We start from the raw sequence: 16225 nt of genomic DNA on the forward strand, positions 1-16225 counted from the left end.
CCAGTTCCGGTGTTCGTCAATCCACCACGATCTTGGCGCGGTGGGCCAGCGCGCGGTAGCGGCCGATTTCGTCATCGATCATGGCGCGCGTGGCCACGGGGCCCAGGTGCACGGGTTCCATGCCCTGGGTGCGCATCTGTTCCTGCAGGCCACTGTCGCGGGTGACGGCTTCCACCTCGGTCACCAGCTTGCGGATGACGGATGGTGGCGTCTTGGCGGGGGCGGCGATGGCGTACCACGCGTCGAACACGGCGTCGGGCAGCTTGAGTTCCTCCACCGTGGGCACCCCCGGCAGCATGCTGGAGCGCGACTTGCCTGCAATGGCCAGGGCGCGCAGCTTGCCGGCCTTCACCTGCGGCGCCGCAGCGGCCACGGTGTCGATGCCCAACTGGATTTCACCGCCCATGAGGGCGATCAGCGACTGGCTGCTGCCCCGGTAAGGCACGTCTTGCAGCTGGATGCCCGCAGCCTGCTCCAGCAGTGCGCCTGCCAGGTGCGGGCCGGAGCCCGAGCCGAAGGTGGCGTAGTGGATGCTCTTGGGCTTGGCTTTGGCGGCTGCGATCAGCGCATTCAGGTCTTTGTACGGCGCGCTGGCGCTGACGACCAGCACCAGCGGCGCCCGGGCCACGGTGGCCACGGGCACGAGGTCCTTGGCCGGGTCGTAGGGCAGCTTGCTGCGCAGTGCCGGGTTGACCGTGTAGCTGGTGGAGCCCGAGACCAGCAGTGTGTAGCCGTCCGGATCGGCGCGCACCACGGTTTCGGTGCCGATGATGGTAGAGGCGCCCGGCTTGTTGTCGATCACCACCGCCGTGCCCAGGCGGCCAGCCAGCTTCTGTGCCAGCGCGCGCGCCACCACGTCGGTGCCGCCGCCGGGCGGGAAGGGCACCACCATGCGCACCGGACGCTGGGGCCAGGCATCGGCAGGAGGGGTAGTCTGGGCCGAGGCCAGGCTGGCGTGGCCGGCAAACACTGCCAGGGTGGCAGACAGGAAAGTGGCTCGAACAAGGCGTTTCATGCGGACTCCGGTGGTAGGGCCCCGGCAGCGGGCGCGTGGCTCCATGAGGCCAAGCGGCGCACGTGCCAGGGCATGGGTGAATTGGAGCCTCAAGCCATGCAAGATGGATGCTGGTTTACCATTGCTTTGAATAGAGATTTGGCAACTGACCGTTGCCTTTTTGTGATTCAAACAACCATGGCCATTTCACTGCTCAGCCTGCCCTTGCGTTACTTTCTGGAGGTGGCGCGCACCGGCTCCGTCAACCAGGCGGCGCAGCGCCTGCATGTGGCTGCGTCGGCCGTGAGCCGCCAGCTGGGCAAGCTGGAAGACAGCCTGGGCGTGGTGCTGTTCGAGCGCCAGGCCCGGGGCATGACGCTGACCGAGGCAGGCACCCGGCTGCTGGCCCACGCCAGCGCGCACGACGCGCAGGCGCTGGAGCTGGTCGAGCAATTGCAGGATCTGTCTGCCCAAGGTGCCCTGCGGGTGCGGCTGGCGTGTACCGAAGGGTTTGCGGCAGCGTTCATGCCGCTGGTCATGGCGGGGTTTCGGCAGGCGCACCCGCAGGTGCAGTTGCAGTTGCAGGTGGCCGTGCCGCAAGAGGTGTCGGCCCTGGTGCTGCGCGGCGAGGCGGATCTGGCGCTGAAGTACAGCACGGCACCCGAGAAGGGCCTGCAGGTGCTGCACTCGGCCATCGCACCCATTTACGCTGTCATGCCCGCGCAGCACCCGCTGGCGCGCCAGCGCAGCGTGAGCGTGGCCGATGTGGTGCGCTACCCGCTGCTGCTGGGCGCCGCCAACACCACAGGGCGGCAGCTGTTTGACCTGAGCTGTGCGGTGCAGGGGCTGCGCTATGTGCCCGCCGTGGAGAGCAATTTCTCATCGGCCCTGCTGCCGCTGCTGAGCGGGCAGGACGTGGTGCTGGCCAGCTACCTCACGGCGGCGCGCTGGGTGGAGGCGGGCCTGCTGGCCGCCCGGCCTTTTGACGAGGCGCAGCTGCAGCAGCGCCGCCTGCAGGTCTTGGCGGCCGAGGGGCGCAGTCAGTCCACATTGGTGCGGCAGTTCACGCAGGCACTGGTGGTCGCCATTGAGGAATACGGCAAACGCAAGGTGGGGCGACGCCGCAAGGCCGCTGCAGCGCCTGCCACGGTGTTCTGACACGTCGCTGCAGGATTCAACGCGCTCACATTTGGATACGGATACCATCAGTGCCCTATCCGCACCACACCATGGCCAAGAAAGAACACGTTTCCGAGACCCAAGCCACCCAGCTGCTCAAGGCGAACAAGGTGGCTTTCACCGAACACCCGTATGAGTACCTGGAGCACGGCGGTGCCATGCACAGCGCCGAGGTGCTGGGTCTGGACCCCTACACCGTGGTCAAGACCCTTGTCATGCAAGACCAGGACGCCAAGCCACTGCTGGTGCTGATGCACGGCAACCGCAAGGTTTCGACCAAGAACCTCGCGCGCCAGATCGGAGCCAAGTCGGTCGAGCCCTGCGCGCCCGAGGTGGCCAACCGGCACAGCGGCTACCTGGTGGGCGGCACGTCCCCGTTCGGCACGCGGCGCACCATGCCTGTCTACATCGAAGAAACCATCCTCGCGCTGCCCCGCATTGCCATCAATGGCGGGCGCCGGGGCTTTCTGGTGCAGTTGGACCCGCAGGTGTGCGTGCAGCTGCTGGGCGCCAAGCCGGTGCAGTGCGCGCTGGCAGAATAGGCCGCCGTGCGATTCAGCCCGTCAGAAGGCTGACCCAATGATTTCCAAGGAGTTGCTTTGACCGCCGTCTATCCCGTTCTTGCCACTGTGGCCGCCTACCTGCTGGGCTCGCTGTCGTTTGCCGTCATCGTGACGCGTGTCATGGGCCTGAGCGATCCGCGCACCTATGGCAGCAAGAACCCCGGCGCCACCAATGTGCTGCGCTCGGGCAGCAAGGCGGCGGCCATCGTGACCCTGCTGCTGGACGCGATGAAGGGCTGGCTACCGGTGGCGCTGGTGATGTGGTTTGGCCACCCCTATGGGCTGGAGGACGGCACCGTGGCGCTGGTGGGTCTGGCTGCTTTCCTGGGGCACCTGTGGCCGGTCTTCTTCCGGTTTCAGGGCGGCAAGGGCGTGGCGACGGCGCTGGGCGTGCTGGTGGGCATCAGCGGCTGGCTGGGCCTGGCCACGGCGGCCACCTGGCTCATCATTGCGTTTTTCTTCCGCTACTCGTCGCTGGCCTCGCTGGTGGCCGCTGCGTTTGCCCCGGTGTACTACCTGATGGTGGACGGCGTGGTCTGGTATGCCGAGGGCACGATTGCAGCCTCGATCGTGGTCATGGCGCTGTTGCTGGCCTGGCGCCACCGCGAAAATATCCAGCGCCTGATTGCGGGCACGGAATCTCGCCTGGGCAGCAAGAAGGCGAAACCTGCCGAGGGTGAAGAGAGCGCCAAGGCAAAGCCGAAAGCAAAGCCCAAGGCCAAACACTGATGTAGCCACGCGCCCGGTTTGGGCGCGTGCCCTGCGTCAGAGCGCGCCGGGCGCCGTCACTAGCCCGCGCAGCCCCGCGCTGTGCTGCGCGGCATACAGTCCCAGCCGCACCATGGTACGGTGGTTCAGCTCCAGGCTCACGGCGGACCGGGCCAAGGCCGACTGGATGCGGGGCTTGCCGCTGGCGGTCTGGTACAGGCTGGGCTGGCTGCGGTGGTTGCCGGTGTTGTCCAGCAGACTGGCCACCAGCGGGTGGTTGGCCTTGTCGCTGCGGCGCAGCACGATGGCGGTTTCGCCGTTGTCCAGCTTGACGAAGGTGCCCGGGGGGCACAGGCCGATGGAGCGCACCAGCGTGTAGCTCACCTCGTCGCGCTGGTCCACCTCTTGTCCCACGATGGCGCGCACCGAGTCGGTGGCGCTGCGCCCGGCGCGGGATTTGCGCGGGCTGATCATGGCGGCATACCGGTCAATGGTGCCGAGGACGCGGGTGAGCCGGTCGATTGGCTCCTGTTGGGCCAGGGGGACGCGCTCTGCAATACTGGCATGGTGTTGCCCCACCACGTCCAGCCAGAGTTGATCGTTGATGAACAGGCGCTCCAGGAGCAGCATGCTGTCTTCGGGGTGGCTCTTGATGGCCTCCTGCTGCTCGGCCGTGGGGCGTTCGCGCTGCACGGCCAGTTCGTCCTGCAGGGCCGTCATGCCAATGTTCATGGTGAGCGCAGCCCGCACCAGGCTGTCCCGCTCGCGCGGCGGCAGCTTGAGCTCCAGCGCCATGATGTGGCACAGCGTGCCACACACCAGCGCGTGCGATGCGCTGTAGCCCACGGTGGATGTGGACGCGTGCTGGAACATCAGGTACAGCGCCGCGTCGATGTCATGCGCCACCAGGTCCTGCAGCCAGGCATCGAACTGCCGCACCTTGCCCGGAAAGTCCTGCACCTGCAGCGGCCGGCTCAGCAGCACCGACAGGGCTGACTCCAGATCGGACCAGAGGCTGAGCAGGTCTTCGTACTCCCCTTCGGAGTGCGCGTGGGTGGAGGATGGGTGTGCAGACATGGCGGGTGTACCGGCGTCAGTGGCGCTTTTCCAGCACCATCTGGTCGTTGGTGCGGGTCATCTGGAACTCGTTCAGAAAGCTGTTGCCCAGGAGCACATAGGGCATGGGCTGCGAGGTGATGATCGCCTCCACCCCAAAAACCTCCACGTCGCCGATGCGGATGGAGTCGAGCTTCATGCGCCAGCCCTGGGCGACACCATTGGCGGTGTTCACGCGCACCGGTTGGCCGCTTTGGTAGTTCAGGCCCATGCGCTCCGCATCGGGCCGCCCGATGGCCACGGTGGAAGCACCGGTGTCCACCATGTACTGCATGACCTGACCGTTGATCGTGCCGCTGTTCACAAAATGCCCGCGGCCGTCGGCCACCAGCTGAATGCGCTTGCCGCTGCCACTGCGCCCGCCCACGCTCACGGGTGCCTCGCCCAGCCGCAGCGTGCGCCGCGCGCCCTGGATCTCGACAGTGGCCTCGTCCTTGGCGACAGCGATGACTTTCACCCCCTGGAACTCGTCCCCCGCGCCCACCGCCTTGGGCGGGCTGGCGTTCACCACAAGCAGTGCCTTGCTGCCCAGCACACCCGCCAGCGCCACGGCCTGCGCATGCGCCCATGCGGGGGCCAGCAGCAACCCGATGCACAGGGCGACGAGGCGCTGATAACGGCGCAGCCCCTGCGAGAGCGGGGGAAAGGCCCGCACGGCCTCAGGGGGGTGTCGCTTCATATCAGTCGCGGAAGTTGTCGAACGACAGCGGTACGTCCGTCACGTCCTTGCGGATCAGGGCCATGGCGGCCTGCAGGTCGTCGCGCTTGGCGCCAGTCACGCGCACCTTGTCTTCCTGAATGGCGCCTTGCACCTTGAGCTTGCTCTCTTTGAGCAGCTTCTGGATCTTCTTGGCCAGCTCGCTCTCGATGCCGTTGCGTACCTTGATGACCTGCTTGACCTTGTCGCCGCCCATTTTCTGCACGTCGCCCATGTCCAGAAAACGCACGTCCACATTGCGTTTGGTGAGCTTGTTGCGCAGCACGTCTTCGATCTGGGTGAGCTGAAAATCGGCGTCGCCGATCAGCGTGATGTCCTTGTCCTTGATCTCGATGCTGGCGGCAGTGCCCTTGAAGTCGAAGCGGGTGGCGATTTCTTTCGCGGTGTTCTCGACGGCGTTCTTCACTTCAACCAGGTTGGCTTCGCAGACGGTGTCAAAAGATGGCATGGTGGGTCTCAATCAATCTCGGGAAACAAAGGTGGCTCACAGGCCGCCGGCGGGGGCGGGTGCGACAATCGGGCCAATGGTAGTCGAGAAAAACGCCCCTTTACAGCCCTGCAACACCTTCGGCATTGCCGCACGCGCCCAGACCCTGGTGCGTGTGTGTTCAGTGGATGACCTGCTGGCTGTGCTGGCCGACCCGGAACTGGCACCCGCACCGAAGTTTGTGCTGGGCGGGGGCAGCAACATCATCCTGACGGGCGATGTGAAGCCCGTCGTGCTCAAGATGGAAATCAAGGGCCTGCGCCTGGTCGAGGAAACGCCCAAGGCCTGGATCGTGGAAGCGGGTGCTGGCGAGGTCTGGCACGACGCCGTGGCCTGGACGTTGGCCCATGGCTATCCCGGCCTGGAGAACCTGGCCCTGATCCCGGGCACCGTCGGGGCGTCGCCCGTCCAGAACATTGGTGCTTACGGCGTGGAGTTGCAGGACCGTTTCGAGTCGCTCGACGCCATCGATCTGGCCACCGGCCAGTCGTTCAGCCTGGATGCCGCGCAATGCGGCTTCGGTTATCGCGATTCGGTCTTCAAGCACGCGCCTTCGGAGGCGCAGGGCGGCAGCGGGCTGCCACGCGGCATGGGGCTGGCCGGCCGGGCGGTGATCACCCACGTGCGCTTTCGTCTGCCCAAACCCTGGAAGCCGGTGCTGGGCTACCTGGACCTGGAGCGCCGCCGCGCCGAGGCGGGGGTGGAGCACCCCAGTGCCGAGCAGATTTTTGACTGGATCTGCGACATTCGCCGCGCCAAGCTGCCCGACCCTGCCGTGGTGGGCAACGCCGGTAGCTTCTTCAAGAACCCTACGGTGTCGCCCGACCAGTGCGCCGACATCATCGCCCGCGAGCCCAAGATCGTGCACTACCCCATGCCGGACGGCAGCATCAAGCTGGCGGCGGGCTGGCTGATCGATGCCTGTGGCTGGAAGGGCAAATCCATCGGCAAGGCTGGGGTGTACGAAAAGCAGGCCCTGGTTCTGGTCAACCGGGGGCGGGGGGCGGAGAGTGTGACGGGGGGCGAGGTGATGACCCTGGCCAAGGCCATCCAGACCAGCGTGTACGAGCGCTTTGGCATCCGGTTGGAGCCCGAGCCGGTGGTGGTGTAGCGCGCGAAGTGTTTTGCGGCCCCTGTGCCTCAGGCATGCATGTATAGCGCCTGCTCCGATGCGGCAATGAAAAAGCCACCCCAGGGGTGGCTTTACTCATTGATTGATAGCTGCTCAGGCATATTGCACTATCGCTACCAGTCATTTTCATCCCAAAGGAACTGCCAAGGTGCTCCCGGCGGCACCCGGGAGGTTTCTGACAGCTGAGGGCTTCTTCAGGGCTTACTTGCGGTCGTTTTCCAGCTGGGCCAGGGCGGCATTGCCTCCCAGCGACAGCAGTCCAGCGCGCGAGTACACGCCCAGTTTGTCGCGCGTGTCCACGATGTCCAGGTTGCGCATGGTCAGCTGGCCGATGCGGTCCAGCGGGCTGAACGGCGCGTCCTCCACCTTTTCCATCGACAGGCGTTCGGGCGCGTAGGTCAGGTTGGGCGACTCGGTGTTGAGGATGGAATAGTCGTTGCCGCGGCGCAGCTCCAGCGTCACGGTGCCGGTCACGGCGCGCGCCACCCAGCGCTGGGCGGTTTCGCGCAACATGATGGCTTGCGGGTCGAACCAGCGGCCCTGGTACAGCAGGCGGCCGAGCTTGAGGCCGTTCACGCGGTACTGCTCGATGGTGTCTTCGTTGTGGATACCACTCACCAGGCGCTCGTAGGCAATGTGCAGCAGCGCCAGGCCCGGGGCCTCGTAGATGCCGCGGCTCTTGGCTTCGATGATGCGGTTCTCGATCTGGTCGCACATGCCCAGACCATGGCGGCCGCCAATGCGGTTGGCCTCCAGGAACAGCTCTACCGGGTCGTTGAACTCGATGCCATTCAGGGCCACGGGCTGGCCTTCTTCGAAGCGCACCGAGACTTCCTCGGCCTTGACGACCACGTCATCCTTCCAGAAGGCGACGCCCATGATGGGGTTCACGATGCGGATGCCGCTGTTGAGGAACTCCAGGTCTTTCGCCTCGTGCGTGGCGCCCAGCATGTTGCTGTCGGTGCTGTAGGCCTTTTCGGCGCTCATCTTGTAGCCGAAGCCTTCCTTCGTCATGAAGGCGGACATTTCGGCGCGGCCACCCAGTTCGTCGATGAACAGCTGGTCGAGCCAAGGCTTGTAGATCTTGAGGGACGGGTTGGTCAGCAGGCCGTAGCGGTAGAAGCGCTCGATGTCGTTGCCCTTGAAGGTCGAGCCGTCGCCCCAGATGTTGACATCGTCTTCCTTCATCGCGGCCACCAGCATGGTGCCGGTCACGGCGCGGCCCAGGGGCGTGGTGTTGAAGTAGGTGGCACCGGCGGTGCGCACGTGGAAAGCGCCGGCCTGCAGCGCGGCGATGCCTTCGTGGGCGAGCTGCGTGCGGCAGTCGATCAGGCGGGCCTTCTCGGCGCCGTATTCCATGGCCTTGCGCGGAATCGCGTCGTAGTCGGGCTCGTCGGGCTGGCCCAGGTTGGCCGTGTAGGCGTAGGGCAGGGCGCCCTTGTTCTTCATCCAGCGCAGCGCGGCGCTGGTGTCCAGGCCGCCGGAAAACGCGATGCCGACCTTCTGGCCGAGGGGGAGGTTCTGGAGGATGGTTGCCATGGAGTTTTCTTCAAAAATGATAGCTGCCAGCGCATTGTGGACTAGCGCCAGAGGCCAAAATCAATCAAATTTCAGCTCGAACATCTCAGCCGAAATGGCAGATGTAGTGATAGGCCTCGGTCACGCGGATGTCGAACTTGGAGTTGCCGGGCACGCTGAACTTCTCGCCTGCGGACGATTTCACCCATGCATCGGCGCCTGCCAGCTTGTATTCGCACGAGCCTGCCACGCATTCCATGATTTCAGGCGCGCCGGTGTTGAACGTAAGCGTTGCGGGCAGCACCACGCCCACCGATTTCTTCGTGCCGTCCGGGAAGGTGATGCCGTGGCTCACGCACTTGCCGTCAAAGTACACATTGGCCTGGGTGGTGACGGACACGCCGTCGATTTTTTCGGTGGTCATGGATGCGCGGGTAGGAATGGAGGAAACCCGCGATTTTAGGGCAGGGTGCTGACGCCCCGGACGGAGCGCTGCCACGAAATCCGCGCACTTGATCGCACGCACCAAGAAAAAGAGCCCCGGAGGGCTCTTTGTTCACTGGGCTGCGCAGCTTGGCTGCCTGCGCTCAACGCCAGTAGGGGTTGCGGTGGTGCGGGTAGTAGGGGCGACCGCTGTCGTAGCCATACTCAATCACCGTCACCGGAGGCGTCACATAGGTGGGGGGCGCCTGGTACACCGGCTGCACAGGGTAGGTGGAGGTCACCACCCCCGGCTGGCTGTACACGCCCTGGGCGGCATACGGGTCGGGCTGTGTGGAATAGGTCTGGCCAGCGGGCTGCACGTTCACGGGGATCCAGCGGCCTGGATCGTTCTGGGTGCGCGTGGTGTACTGGCGGCCAGCGTATTCATACACCACGTTGTAGCCCACGGTGCGGTTTTCGTAGTAGGTCTCGGTGGTGCAGCGCTGCACATTTTGGTATTGCGGCTGACCATTGCCCTCGATCTGGTTACCCACCACGGCGCCTCCCAGCACCCCAATGGCGGTGGCCGCGGCGCGGCCGCTGCCCTTGCCGATGGTGTTGCCCACTGCGCCCCCGGCAATGGCACCTATCACTGCACCGGCACCCGTCGTGCGGTTCCCGCTGTAGACGGTTTCGTTGCCACACACCTGCTGCGGAACGCCGACCTGCTGAATGATGGGCGTGGCAGACAGCACACGGCCTTGTTCCTGAGCGCTGGCCGCAACAGCGACGGCAGCCAGGGCAGAAAAAATCACAATCTTTTTCATGGAGAAACTCCTTTCGGGTCGGTACATAACGCACCAGACTGAAGAAAAGTTTAGGCCCGCAAGGTCAATTCGGGGCCCGGGCGCCGTAAATCTGCGTAAAGATTTGTGCGATTTTCCCGCGTTACTCGTCCGAAGTCAGCCTTTGGGTGCGCGATTGGGCCCGGCGGGCCACTGGTCCGGCACAAATCCGACCGTGACATGCAGGCCTTGGGCGTCCTGCCACTGCACCACGGGGCGCTTGATCACGCTGGGTTGTTGCTGCACCAATGCGCTGGCGCTCGCGTCGTCCTGCACCGATGTCTGGGTGGCTGCGTCCAGCTTGCGCCAAGTGGTCCCCTGGCGATTGACCAGCTTTTGCCAGCCGACCGCTTTCAGCCAGCCAGGGAGCAGGTCGGCGGGAACACCCTGCTTCTTGAAGTCATGAAACTGGATATCCAGTCCTTGTTCGGCAAACCAGGCGCGGGATTTTTTGACGGTATCGCAGTTGGGGATGCCGTAGACGGTGATGACGGTGTTCATGCCGCGCATCATCCTCGAAATTGCCGGGGTGAATGCGGGCTCGGCGACAATCCCGGGCTGTATGCAAACCAAACCCCACACCCTGGAAGGCTGGCTGCGCCACTGCGAGCAGCTGCACCCCCGCAACATCGACATGGGCCTGGACCGGGTCGCGGAAGTCGCCCGCCGCATGGCACTGCGGTTAGAGTGCCCGGTGATCACGGTGGCGGGCACCAACGGAAAAGGATCGACCTGCGCCATGCTGGAAGCGGTGGCGCTGCAGGCAGGTTATCGCACCGGCGTGTACACCTCACCGCATCTGGTGCACTTTGAAGAGCGCTGCCGGGTGCATGGAGAGATCGTCTCGGCGCCCGATCTGGTGCCGCATTTTGAGGCAGTGGAGGCCGCCAGAATCCAGAACGGCAATGAGGTCTCGCTCACGTATTTTGAGTTCACCACCCTGGCCATCCTGCGGTTGATGAGCCATGCGTTGCTGGATGTGGCGATTCTCGAAGTCGGCCTCGGAGGACGCCTGGATGCCACGAACGTGATCGACACCGACTGCGCCATCATCACCAGCATCGACATCGACCACACAGAGTTTCTGGGCCCGGACCGCGAGAGCATTGGCCGCGAAAAGGCAGGCATCATGCGCACGGGGCGCCCAGCCATCGTGAGTGACCCCATGGCCCCGCAGAGCGTGGTGGACCACGCGAGGGAGATCGGCGCCGATTTGTGGAGTTTTGGGCGCGATTTCAATTTCTCGGGCGACAAGCAGCAGTGGAACTGGGCTGGCCGGGGGCGGCGCTATGCCGGACTTGCCTACCCATCGTTGCGGGGGGCCAACCAGCTGGTGAACGCCTCGGGCGTGCTGGCGGCTTTTGAGGCATTGCGTGAGCGGCTGCCCGTGACTGCCCAGGCTGTGCGCAACGGCATGGCCATGGTGGAGTTGCCGGGGCGCTTCCAGATCGTGCCGGGGCAACCGACCCTGGTGCTGGACGTGGCCCACAACCCGCACTCCGTGGCAGCGCTCACGGCCAATCTGGATGCAATGGGGTTCTTTCCCACCACCCACGCGGTGTTTGGCGCGATGGCGGACAAGGACCTGGCGCCCATGTTGGCCAAGGTCGGGCCTTTGGTGGACCGCTGGTATTTCACCGACCTTCCCACGCCGCGCGCTGAGTCGGCTGCCGTGTTGCAGCAGAAGTGGAATGCTGTGCACATGGTGGCGGGCGGTCGCCGAGACGTCACCTCCAGCTTGCATGCCGACCCGCTGCAGGCCCTGCAGGCGGCGGTGGCCGCCGCAGACCCCGCTGATAGAATCGTGGTCTTTGGCTCGTTCTATACGGTGGGTGGAGTGTTGATCAACGGAACACCCCGCTTGCACGCCAAACATCTGGGCGCCTGAGCGCCTCACGAGTCCTTAGTCCATGGCATTTTTCAAGTTCCGGTGGCCCGGTCAGGGTGAGCAGCAACAGGCTGAAAAGCCGTCCAAGCGCTCGCGCACACCCCAGGCTGAGAGCATCGAAGTGATGCGCCGCCGCGCCCGGCACCGTTTGATCGGCGCTGCCGTGCTGGTGCTGGTGGGGGTCATTGGGTTTCCTCTGCTGTTTGATACCCAGCCACGGCCCATCCCCGTGGACATTCCCATCGAAATCCCGGACCGCAACAAGGTAGCGCCCCTGGTGGTGCCCGCGCCGGTGGCCGATGCACCCGCTGCCAAGCCCGCAGCTCCAGCCACGCCAGAGCCTGCCCCGACGGCAGCAGTGCAGCGGCCTGCGCCTTCGCGCACTGCCGCTGCCAATGGCCTGGCGGACGGTGAGGAGCTGGTGCCAAGTGCTCGCCCGGCTCCCGCCAAACCCACTCCTGCACCGGCAGCCGCACCTGCAGCCGCCAAGCCCGAGGTGAAACACGAAGCCAAGCCGCCTGCGGCGCCCGCACCTTCTCCGGCCCCAGAGCCCAAGCCTGCACGGGCTGATGATTCGGCGCGTGCCCGTGCCCTGCTGGAAGGCCGCAGCACCGAGGCGCCCGCCGCTGCCGGTGCCGAGGAGGCGCGCTTCATTGTTCAGGTGGGTGCCTTCGCCGATGCCGAAAAGGCCCGCGAGGCGCGTACCAAGGTGGAGCGGGCTGGTCTCAAGACCTACACACAGGTGGTGGACACGAAGGACGGGAAGCGCACCCGTGTGCGCGTGGGCCCGTTCACTAATCGGGCAGAGGCAGACAAGGCGGCGGCGCGCATCAAGGCGCTGGACTTGTCTGCTTCAGTGCTCACCCTGTAAACGTTAGTCGGACTGCCATTTGTCCATGGCCGCGCTGGATTGGGTATTCGTGGCCGTGTTGCTGGCCTCCATGCTGATCGGTGCGTGGCGCGGTCTGGTGTTTGAGGTGTTGTCGGTACTGGGTTGGGTGGTCTCGTTTTTTGTTGCGCAGTGGTTTGCAGCCGATGCGGCGGCCTTGTTGCCCATGGGCGGGTTGGGTGAGTCGTTGCGATACGCCGCCGGCTTCGTGGTGGTGTTTGTGGCTTCAGTCTTTGCCTGTGGTTTTCTGGCCTGGGTGGCCAAGAAGCTGGTGGAGGCTGTGGGGCTGCGCCCGGCAGACCGCACGCTGGGTGCTGTTTTTGGTGTGTTGCGTGGCCTCGTTTTGTTACTTGCGGTGGCTGTGGTGGCTGGCATCACCCCCGTGCACGAGGCGCAGTGGTGGCAGGAGTCGCGGGGCGCGCCGGTCTTGGCCGAAGTGCTCAAGGGGTTGAAACCGGCGCTGCCGGACGAATTTGGAAGGCATCTGCCTTCGTAAGATCGAAGCGGCAGCGGTCAGAAGCTGCTGCCGTTGGATGACCGCGGGGCTGTTCCCGCAAACGGATGGAATACAACTATGTGTGGAATCGTCGGCGTCGTCAGTCCTGCGCCCGTCAATCAGCTGATCTATGACGCTTTGCTGCTGTTGCAGCATCGCGGACAAGATGCTGCTGGCATCGTGACCCAGCAGGGCCGCAAATTCTTCATGCACAAGGCCAAGGGCATGGTGCGCGACGTTTTTCGCACGCGCAACATGCGTGCTCTGCCGGGCAACGTGGGCCTGGGCCAGGTGCGCTACCCCACCGCCGGCAACGCCTACAGCGAAGAAGAGGCACAGCCGTTCTACGTCAACGCCCCGTTCGGTATCGTGCTGGTGCACAACGGCAATCTGACCAACGCGCGCGAACTCCGCACCGAGCTGTTCCAGACAGACCACCGCCACACGAATACGGAAAGTGACTCGGAAGTCCTGCTGAACGTGTTTGCGCACGAACTCGAACGAGCCACGCGCGGCGTGCCTCTGCAGCCCGAGGATGTTTTCACGGCCGTGCGTGCGGTTCACAAGCGCATCAAGGGCTCCTATGCCGTCATCGCGCTGATCGCAGGCCACGGCCTATTGGCCTTCCGCGACCCGCACGGTATCCGCCCTTTGGCCATGGGCCGCAGCCAGGACGGCACCGTGATGGTGGGCAGCGAGTCGGTGGCGCTGGAAGGCACCTCCCATGTGTTCGAGCGCAATATCAACCCCGGCGAAGCGATTTTCATCACGCTCGATGGCCAGGTTCACGCGAGCCAATGCGCAGAGAACCCGCAGCTCAATCCATGCATCTTTGAGTTTGTGTACCTCGCGCGGCCTGATTCGGTGCTGGACGGCATCTCGGTCTATCAGGCGCGTCTGAACCTGGGTGAAGCATTGGCCAAGCGCGTGGTGTCCACGGTGCCGCCCAACGAGATCGATGTGATCATTCCCATCCCCGAGTCCAGCCGCCCCAGCGCTACGCAACTGGCGCATCTGCTCGGCGTCCCGTACCGCGAAGGCTTCGTCAAGAACCGTTATGTGGGTCGTACCTTCATCATGCCGGGGCAGGGCGTGCGCAAGAAGTCGGTGCGCCAGAAGCTCAATGTGATTGGCAGCGAATTCAAAGGCCGCAATGTGTTGCTGGTGGATGATTCCATCGTACGAGGCACGACCAGTCGCGAAATCGTGCAGATGGCGCGCGACGCGGGTGCCCGCAAGGTGTACTTGGCCAGTGCTGCGCCGCCCGTGCGCTACCCCAATGTGTATGGCATCGACATGCCCACCAGCAGCGAACTGGTGGCCCATGGCCGCACGGTCGAAGAAGTTCGTCAGGCCATCGGCTGCGATGCTCTCATCTACCAGGATGTTGATGGCATGAAGAAGGCCGTGGGTGCGCTCAACAGCGCTATCGTCGGCTTCGATGCCTCGTGCTTTGACGGTGTGTATGTGACTGGCGACATCACTGCGGAAGGGATCGCCAGCCTGAATGAAGGGCGCGTGGGTGCGGAAGAAGGCGAGGAAGACACCTCGCGCCTTGCTTTGCCCAACGCGCAAGAGGCGTAGCCAAGGGCTTGCGCAGCCCCTTAGGGCCATCGCACGCGATGCTGGACTTTCGGCAAAGCGGGCGATGCTGTTTCAGTATTGACTGCGCCCGATGGATTGACCCCACTTGAGAACTGGCCCCGTTGAGGGCCAGCATTGATTTTTATGACTGAAACCACTGCTTCCAGCACGGGCCGCGTACGCACCCGCTTCGCTCCTTCGCCCACCGGCTTCATCCACCTGGGCAATATCCGCTCGGCCTTGTACCCCTGGGCATTCGCTCGCGCCACGGGTGGTGACTTCATTCTGCGCATTGAAGACACCGACCTGGAGCGCTCCAGCCAGGCAGCGGTGGACGTCATCATCGAGGGCATGGCCTGGTTGGGCCTGAACCACGACGAAGGCCCGTTCTATCAGATGCAGCGCATGGACCGTTACAAGGCGGTCCTGGCAGAGTTGCAGGCTGCCGGTCATGTGTATCCCTGCTATATGAGCGTGGCCGAGCTGGATGCTCTGCGCGAGCGGCAGATGGCCGCTAAGGAGAAGCCGCGCTACGACGGCACTTGGCGCCCCGAGGCTGGCAAGACTCTGCCCGCCATTCCAGAAGGCGTGCAGCCTGTGCTGCGCTTCAAGAACCCGCAGGGCGGGGTGGTGGCCTGGGACGACAAGGTCAAGGGCCGCATTGAGATCAGCAACGATGAGCTGGATGACTTGGTCATCGCGCGGCCCGATGGCACGCCCACCTACAACTTCTGCGTGGTGGTGGACGATATCGACATGGCCATCACGCACGTGATCCGTGGCGATGACCACGTTAACAACACTCCACGCCAGATCAACATCTTCCGCGCCCTGGGCAAGGAACCTCCGGTCTATGCCCACCTGCCCACCGTGCTGAACGAGCAGGGCGAGAAGATGAGCAAGCGCAATGGTGCCAAGCCTGTGACGCAGTACCGTGATGAAGGTTATCTGCCCGATGCCATGGTGAATTACCTGGCCCGCTTGGGCTGGAGTCACGGCGACGATGAAATCTTCAGCCGTGAGCAGTTCCTGCAGTGGTTCAACCTCGACCATCTGGGCCGCAGCGCGGCGCAGTTCGATGAAGCCAAGCTGCGCTGGGTGAATGCCCAGCACCTGAAAGCCATGGCTGATGACGCTTTGGCTGCGCTGGTGGCTCCGCAATTGCAGGCGCGTGGTGTTTCGGCGGAGGCGCTGGCCGATGGGCGTCTGCCCCGTATTTGCGCGCTGTTCAAAGACCGGTGCGATACCACCGTTGCGCTCGCCACCTGGGCGCAGGTTTTTTATGGCGATGTGTCGCCCGTGGATGCTGAGCGCGCGCAGCATGTCACCGACGCCATTGCACCGGCTCTGGACGCGCTGGCCGATGCGCTGTCTGCGTGTGAATGGGACAAGGCTTCCATCAGCGCGGCGTTCAAGCAAGTGCTGGCTGCCCAAGGTCTGAAGATGCCCCAACTGGCCATGCCTGCGCGCGTGTTGACGGTTGGTACCGCCCACACGCCATCGGTCGATGCGGTGCTGGAATTGGTCGGACGTGAAAAAGTTGTAGCGCGTTTGCGAAACCGCTAAAAATCTGTCTATAATTCAAGGCTCAGGTGATGACAACAAATACCAAGTGTTTGAAGTCATTTAGTGGGGGTATAGCTCAGCTGGGAGAGCGCTTGCATGGCATGCAAGAGGTCATCGGT

17 protein-coding genes are annotated in these 16225 nt (G+C 64.3%); 9 read left to right on the forward strand and 8 right to left on the reverse strand.

The genetic code is table 11. The features are described 5' to 3' along the window. Positions 1–16 precede the first annotated feature (16 nt). A complete protein-coding gene (locus tag ACODSM_RS19615; protein ID WP_108499088.1) occupies positions 17–1015 on the reverse strand; it encodes a Bug family tripartite tricarboxylate transporter substrate binding protein in 999 nt (332 codons plus the stop codon). 177 nt (positions 1016–1192) lie between these two features. On the opposite strand from ACODSM_RS19615, the gene ACODSM_RS19620 reads away from it, so the two are divergent. From ACODSM_RS19620 to plsY, 3 genes are all read left to right on the forward strand, one after another. Then, positions 1193–2152, forward strand: coding sequence for a LysR family transcriptional regulator (locus ACODSM_RS19620; protein WP_108625278.1), 960 nt, complete (start codon positions 1193–1195; stop codon positions 2150–2152). Positions 2153–2223: 71 nt separating this feature from the next. Continuing rightward, a complete protein-coding gene (locus ACODSM_RS19625) occupies positions 2224–2715 on the forward strand; it encodes an aminoacyl-tRNA deacylase (protein ID WP_015014477.1) in 492 nt (163 codons plus the stop codon). 57 nt (positions 2716–2772) lie between these two features. Next, positions 2773–3465 carry a glycerol-3-phosphate 1-O-acyltransferase PlsY gene (gene plsY / locus ACODSM_RS19630; RefSeq protein WP_015014476.1) on the forward strand — a complete coding sequence of 231 codons (693 nt, stop codon included), beginning with the start codon at positions 2773–2775 and terminating at the stop codon, positions 3463–3465. 36 nt (positions 3466–3501) lie between these two features. Here the strand turns inward: plsY and ACODSM_RS19635 are convergent, their stop codons facing one another. The 3 genes from ACODSM_RS19635 to ACODSM_RS19645 are packed head-to-tail and all read right to left on the reverse strand — an operon-like array spanning position 3502 to position 5726. Then, on the reverse strand, positions 3502–4521 hold the full coding sequence (locus ACODSM_RS19635; RefSeq protein ID WP_488806588.1) for an HD-GYP domain-containing protein: 1020 nt from the start codon (positions 4519–4521) through the stop codon (positions 3502–3504). A 16-nt stretch (positions 4522–4537) separates the two neighbouring features. Further along, positions 4538–5239, reverse strand: a complete 702-nt coding sequence (locus ACODSM_RS19640) for a retropepsin-like aspartic protease family protein (RefSeq protein WP_488806589.1) — start codon at positions 5237–5239, stop codon at positions 4538–4540. A 1-nt stretch (position 5240) separates the two neighbouring features. After that, positions 5241–5726, reverse strand: coding sequence for a YajQ family cyclic di-GMP-binding protein (locus tag ACODSM_RS19645; RefSeq protein WP_015014473.1), 486 nt, complete (start codon positions 5724–5726; stop codon positions 5241–5243). 76 nt (positions 5727–5802) lie between these two features. Between ACODSM_RS19645 and murB the strand changes: the two genes are divergently transcribed. Continuing rightward, on the forward strand, positions 5803–6876 hold the full coding sequence (gene murB / locus ACODSM_RS19650) for a UDP-N-acetylmuramate dehydrogenase (RefSeq protein WP_309824616.1): 1074 nt from the start codon (positions 5803–5805) through the stop codon (positions 6874–6876). 222 nt (positions 6877–7098) lie between these two features. On the opposite strand, the gene argG is transcribed toward murB, so the two are convergent. The 4 genes from argG to ACODSM_RS19670 all read right to left on the reverse strand — a co-directional run bounded on the left by argG (position 7099) and on the right by ACODSM_RS19670 (position 10193). Next, entirely contained in the window at positions 7099–8436 is a 1338-nt protein-coding gene (argG, locus tag ACODSM_RS19655; RefSeq protein WP_488806590.1) for an argininosuccinate synthase, read from the reverse strand. An 85-nt stretch (positions 8437–8521) separates the two neighbouring features. Further along, a complete protein-coding gene (gene ppnP / locus ACODSM_RS19660) occupies positions 8522–8839 on the reverse strand; it encodes a pyrimidine/purine nucleoside phosphorylase (protein ID WP_476016892.1) in 318 nt (105 codons plus the stop codon). A gap of 163 nt (positions 8840–9002) precedes the next feature. Next, positions 9003–9665 (reverse strand): glycine zipper 2TM domain-containing protein, encoded by a 663-nt coding sequence (locus ACODSM_RS19665; RefSeq protein WP_110961286.1) that lies wholly within the window; start codon positions 9663–9665, stop codon positions 9003–9005. Between the two features lie 135 nt (positions 9666–9800). Next, positions 9801–10193 (reverse strand): arsenate reductase, encoded by a 393-nt coding sequence (locus tag ACODSM_RS19670; protein WP_488806600.1) that lies wholly within the window; start codon positions 10191–10193, stop codon positions 9801–9803. Positions 10194–10245: 52 nt separating this feature from the next. Here ACODSM_RS19670 and folC point away from each other — a divergent pair, with 52 nt between their 5' ends. From folC to gltX, 5 genes are all read left to right on the forward strand, one after another. Beyond that, the gene (folC, locus tag ACODSM_RS19675; protein WP_488806591.1) at positions 10246–11571 is read left to right on the forward strand and encodes a bifunctional tetrahydrofolate synthase/dihydrofolate synthase; all 1326 of its coding nucleotides are present in this window, start codon (positions 10246–10248) and stop codon (positions 11569–11571) included. A 22-nt stretch (positions 11572–11593) separates the two neighbouring features. Then, complete coding sequence (locus tag ACODSM_RS19680) at positions 11594–12442, forward strand: SPOR domain-containing protein (protein ID WP_488806592.1); 849 nt, start codon at positions 11594–11596, stop codon at positions 12440–12442. Between the two features lie 25 nt (positions 12443–12467). Then, positions 12468–12956, forward strand: coding sequence for a CvpA family protein (locus ACODSM_RS19685; protein ID WP_488806593.1), 489 nt, complete (start codon positions 12468–12470; stop codon positions 12954–12956). A 78-nt stretch (positions 12957–13034) separates the two neighbouring features. Further along, positions 13035–14540, forward strand: a complete 1506-nt coding sequence (gene purF / locus ACODSM_RS19690; RefSeq protein WP_488806594.1) for an amidophosphoribosyltransferase — start codon at positions 13035–13037, stop codon at positions 14538–14540. Positions 14541–14684: 144 nt separating this feature from the next. Continuing rightward, positions 14685–16106: a glutamate--tRNA ligase gene (gene gltX / locus ACODSM_RS19695; RefSeq protein WP_488806595.1), complete on the forward strand. Its 1422-nt coding sequence runs from the start codon at positions 14685–14687 to the stop codon at positions 16104–16106. Positions 16107–16225 lie beyond the last annotated feature (119 nt).

This window comes from Acidovorax sp. FG42 (assembly GCF_057809195.1).